The 4,735-nt window shown below is 42.9% G+C and carries 3 protein-coding genes and 1 pseudogene; all 4 read left to right on the forward strand.

All coding sequences use genetic code 11. The features are described from left to right. A pseudogene (locus CXF78_RS10445) lies at positions 1-1,084 on the forward strand (nitrite reductase (NAD(P)H)); the annotation flags it as partial. Then, the gene (gene nirD, locus CXF78_RS10450) at positions 1,081-1,407 is read left to right on the forward strand and encodes a nitrite reductase small subunit NirD (RefSeq protein ID WP_102036736.1); all 327 of its coding nucleotides are present in this window, start codon (positions 1,081-1,083) and stop codon (positions 1,405-1,407) included. The pseudogene CXF78_RS10445 and the gene nirD, both read left to right, overlap by 4 nt. 10 nt (positions 1,408-1,417) lie before the next feature. After that, the gene (locus CXF78_RS10455) at positions 1,418-2,884 is read left to right on the forward strand and encodes a NarK family nitrate/nitrite MFS transporter (RefSeq protein WP_059745130.1); all 1,467 of its coding nucleotides are present in this window, start codon (positions 1,418-1,420) and stop codon (positions 2,882-2,884) included. A gap of 56 nt (positions 2,885-2,940) precedes the next feature. Then, entirely contained in the window at positions 2,941-4,731 is a 1,791-nt protein-coding gene (locus tag CXF78_RS10460; RefSeq protein ID WP_102036737.1) for a bifunctional protein-serine/threonine kinase/phosphatase, read from the forward strand. The last annotated feature ends 4 nt before the right edge of the window (positions 4,732-4,735 follow it).

A 4,735-nucleotide genomic window follows, 5' to 3' on the forward strand; every position in this document is an offset into this window, starting at 1 on the left:
TACCTTAATCACTCAGCATGGCAAACCTTCTGCCAGTGGCCACAAATATGGTTGTGAAATTTGTAAACCTGCAGCCGCATCTATCTTTGCCAGCCTACAAAATCATTATGTGCTGGATCAAAATCTGGGTCATGTGCAATTGCAAGATACCAATGATGCTTACTTAGGCAATATCCAAAAAGACGGCACTTATTCTATTGTGCCGCGAGTCGCTGGTGGCGAAATAACCCCAACAAAACTCATCGCTATGGGCCAAATTGCCCAAGAATATGACCTGTATACCAAAATAACGGGTGGACAGCGCATTGATATGTTTGGTGCACCGCTATCGCAGTTACCTGAAATTTGGAAAAAACTCATTGATGCTGGTTTTGAAACTGGCCATGCCTATGGCAAATCACTAAGAACAGTTAAGTCATGTGTTGGCAGTACTTGGTGTCGTTATGGCGTACAAGATGCAGTTGGTTTCGCGATTGATTTAGAGAACCGCTACAAAGGCTTACGCAGTCCACATAAATTAAAATTTGCGGTGTCGGGCTGTACTCGTGAATGTGCTGAAGCACAAAGCAAAGATATTGGCATTATCGCAACCGACAAAGGTTGGAACTTGTATGTTGCTGGCAATGGCGGCATGCGTCCACGCCACGGTGATTTATTTGCCACCGACTTATCAACTCAAGACCTCTATAAATACATCGATCGCATTTTGATGTTTTATGTCAAAACCGCAGACAAATTGCAGCGTACCTCGACCTGGATGGATTCATTAGAAGGTGGTCTAGCATATTTAAAATCAGTCGTTATTGACGATGCGTTGGGGATTAACTCGATCTTAGAGCAGCAGATGGACCATATTGCCGCCACATACCAATGTGAGTGGAAAACCAGCCTTGAACAACCGGCGTTTCTGGCGCGCTTTAATGAGTTTGTTAATCCAAGTGATGCGCCAGAAGCTGATACCAGTGCTTACCAGCGAATTCGTGAGCAACGTTTTCCGAGTATTAAAGACGCAGGGGCAGGAACAATAGCGATTAAAGATATTACAGACGATGCAGCACAACTCGCAGTGGAGGAATTAGCATGAATTGGATAAATGTGTGTAATGAAGCAAGCATGCCAAAAGGCACAGGAATAGCTGCTTGGGTAGCAGGGCGGGCCGTTGCCATTTTTAATTTAGGGGATGACGGTTTATTTGCCCTTGATAACGTTGACCCCGCCAGTGGTGTGAGTTTGCTGGCAAGAGGACTTATTTGTGAAATCGATGGAGAGCTTTGTGTCGCTTCACCGCTTTATAAACAACATTACCGTTTAGATAACGGACGTTGTATTGAAAATGCTGATTTAGTGGTTAAACCATTCGACATTAAAACTGAGCAAGGCAATGTGTTTGTCTTGGCTCAGTCATAAAGGAGCCGTTATGAGTGCTGACAAATTTAATCTGTTTTCTTTTCGCGGCAAGATGAAAATCATGCATTTAAGTTGGATGGCATTTTTTATCACTTTTGTGGTGTGGTTTAACGCTGCCCCATTAGTGAGTGTTATTGCTGACAGTTTAGGGCTGACTACAGCTCAAATTAAAACACTGCTGATCCTCAACGTAGCTCTAACGATCCCGGCGCGGATTATCATTGGTATGGTGACCGACAAATATGGTCCAAGGATTACTTATTCTGCCTTACTAGGGATCTGTTCAATTCCTTGTTTTATGTTCGCGGTAGCCGACACCTTTGAGCAGCTAGCGTTAGCCCGATTTCTGATTGGTTTTATTGGTGCTGGTTTTGTGGTTGGTATTCGTATGGTGAGTGAATGGTTTCCGGCTAAAGAGTTAGGTACAGCTGAAGGCATATATGGCGGATGGGGTAACTTTGGTTCAGCTGCAGCAGCCTTTACGTTACCGGCCGTTGCACTTGCTTTTGGTGGCCCTGACGGATGGCGCTATGCGATTGGTATTACCGGTTTAATGAGTTTGTTGTTTGCGTTTGTGTATTACTTCAATGTGACTGATACCCCAAAAGGTTCGACTTACTTTAAACCTAAAAAGGGTGGCGGCTTAGAAGTCACCAGCAAAAGTGACTATGTGTTACTGATCGTTATGAAGGTACCTATGTATGCCACGTTAGCGTTGTTAGGTTGGAAACTGTCTCCTGCTGGTGTGAGTATGTTTACTCAAGATGCAACCTACCTTATCTATCTTGGGTTGGTGGTGGTGTTTTTGTTCGATTTTTACCAAACGTACCAAGTGAACAAGCACTTGTTTTCAATGGAAGTGCCTGAGTTTGAACGCTATCAGTTTAAGCAAGTTGCTGTTTTGAATGTGTTGTATTTCACTACCTTTGGCTCTGAGCTTGCCGTGGTATCTATGTTGCCACTCTTTTTTGCCGAAACGTTCGAGCTTGGCATGGCACAAGCCGGTATGTTGGCATCAAGTTATGCCTTTATGAACTTAATGTCTCGTCCTGGCGGTGGCTGGTTAAGTGATAAATTTGGTCGTAAAACGACCTTGTTAATATTAACTGCAGGGTTAGCTATTGGTTATTTATCGGTGGCACAAATTGACTCGTCATGGTCATTGCCTTTGGCTGTAGCAGTCGTTATGGCATGCTCATTCTTTGTTCAAGGTGGCGAAGGTGCTGTATTTGCTGCAGTGCCGCTGATCAAGCGTCGTTTAACAGGGCAAATTGCTGGTATGACAGGGGCTTATGGTAATGTCGGCGCAGTGTTTTTCTTAACCGTATATTCCATCGTGTCCACTCAAATCTTCTTTTATGTGATTGCGGTTAGTGCCGTATTTGGTTTTATTACTCTGTTCTTTATGAATGAACCCAAAGGGCATATTGCTGAAGTGAACGAGAATGGCGAAGTCACGTTAATCAGTGTAAGTTAATCTGAAGGCTCAAACTCTGTTTGAGCCTTAGCAATAAAACGTATGTAGGGATCGATATGGCATCTGAGGTTGTAGCGTTAGTTAATCCAAATACCGAAGCGGCATTGCCCTTCGCTACAACCTTGCAACTGGTTGTCGGTCAAGCATCAGAAAAAGGCCGTAAATCACAAAATGAAGATGCCATCGGTATTCGTATTCCATCTGGCTTAGCACTGATAACCAAAGGTGTCGTAAGTGTTATCAGCGATGGCGTCAGTACAGCTGAAGGCGGTGCGCATGCTTCAGCCATTAGTGTGAGTAATTTTCTTGCGGATTACTATTCCACCCCTGAAAGCTGGGGGGTGCAAACATCGAGTTCCAAAGTATTAACGGCTTTGAATCGTTGGTTATACGGATTAGGACAAGATTATCGTGATGCGAGGCGTGGCTTTGTCTGCACCTTTAGTGCACTGGTATTTAAGTCTTGTTCTGTACACATGTTGCATGTGGGGGATTCGCGAATTTATCGCTTTAAACACGGAGAATTACTGCAATTAACCCACGACCACAGTACCAATATCAATTCATCAAACCAATACCTCACTCGCGCATTAGGGATGGACGTTAACTTAGATGTTGATTACAAAACCTTATCAGTAGAAGTCGGTGATGTGTATTTAATGACTACCGATGGCGTACATGACGTACTCACTGAATTTGAAATACACCAAAAACTGACGGTTCTTTGTCAGCAACATTCAACGCTTAGTGATGATTTGTGTGAGCAATTTTGCTTAATGTTAAACAAAAAGGCGTTTGAGCTAGGCAGTAAAGATAACCTCAGTTCGCAGTTGTTAAGTGTTAGCCAGTTGCCGAAACAAGCTATCGATGATGTGTACCAAAGCTTGTCGAGTCAACCGTTTCCACCACCATTGAGCGTTGGAATGAAGTTAGACGGTTATCAGGTAACCCATACACTTCATCAATCACAACGCAGCCAGGTTTATCGAGTCGTCAATGACCAAGGCGAAGCTTTTTGTATGAAAACCCCTTCAGTTAATTACATTGATGATGCCGCTTACATAGAACGTTTTATGTTAGAAAGCTGGATAGGACAACGTATCAACAGTACTCATGTGGTTAAGGTTGTCGAACTGCAAAAAATAAAGTCTGCTTTGTACTATGTTACTGAATTTTTATCGGGGATAAGCCTAGGTGAATGGTTAACCCAACATAAAAAAGCGCCAGTAGAAGAGGTTTTATTACTGCTAAAACAAATTGAATTAGGGATCAGAGCCTTGCATAGGCGTGAAACGCTGCATCAAGATTTGAAACCGGATAATATTTTTATCACCCGAGAAGGGGTAGTTAAAATCATCGATTTTGGCTCTTGTTATATTAAAGGCGTAGCAGAAATTAGTAGTCCATTAACTCGAGATCGTATTTTGGGTACAGCCGATTACACCGCTCCTGAAGTTATCTTGGGTTATCAAGCCGATGGCCGTGCCGATTTGTTTTCGCTTGCTGTGATTGCTTTTGAGATGTTGGCAGGACAATTGCCCTTTAAAGGCAAACTTGAGAAATGTCGAACGCGGCAGGATTATCAACGTTTAGACTACATTAGTGTGCACCAATTAAACCCAATGGTGCCAGAGTGGATGGATAACGCATTAAAAAAAGCCCTTAATATTGATCCTAATCTACGCCAAGCAGACACCTGTGAGCTTATTCATCAATTAACTACCGCCAAAGCTAATCAAACAGTAAAAGATTTTGTTCCTCTTATCGCCCGTAACCCTGTGTGTTTTTGGCAAGTGATTTCAATCGCGTTGTTCTTATGTTTAGTGGCTTCTTGGTTGAATAATTGATTAT

The sequence above is a fragment of the Shewanella sp. 11B5 genome, from assembly GCF_002836795.1.
Lineage (GTDB): Bacteria > Pseudomonadota > Gammaproteobacteria > Enterobacterales > Shewanellaceae > Shewanella > Shewanella frigidimarina.

What these genes read in the sequence shown, in the direction of transcription:
- nirD (WP_102036736.1), top strand. Translation starts at nt 1,081, where the DNA reads ATGAATTGGATAAATGTGTGTAATGAAGCAAGCATGCCAAAAGGCACA.
- CXF78_RS10455 (WP_059745130.1), top strand. Translation starts at nt 1,418, where the DNA reads ATGAGTGCTGACAAATTTAATCTGTTTTCTTTTCGCGGCAAGATGAAA.
- CXF78_RS10460 (WP_102036737.1), top strand. Translation starts at nt 2,941, where the DNA reads ATGGCATCTGAGGTTGTAGCGTTAGTTAATCCAAATACCGAAGCGGCA.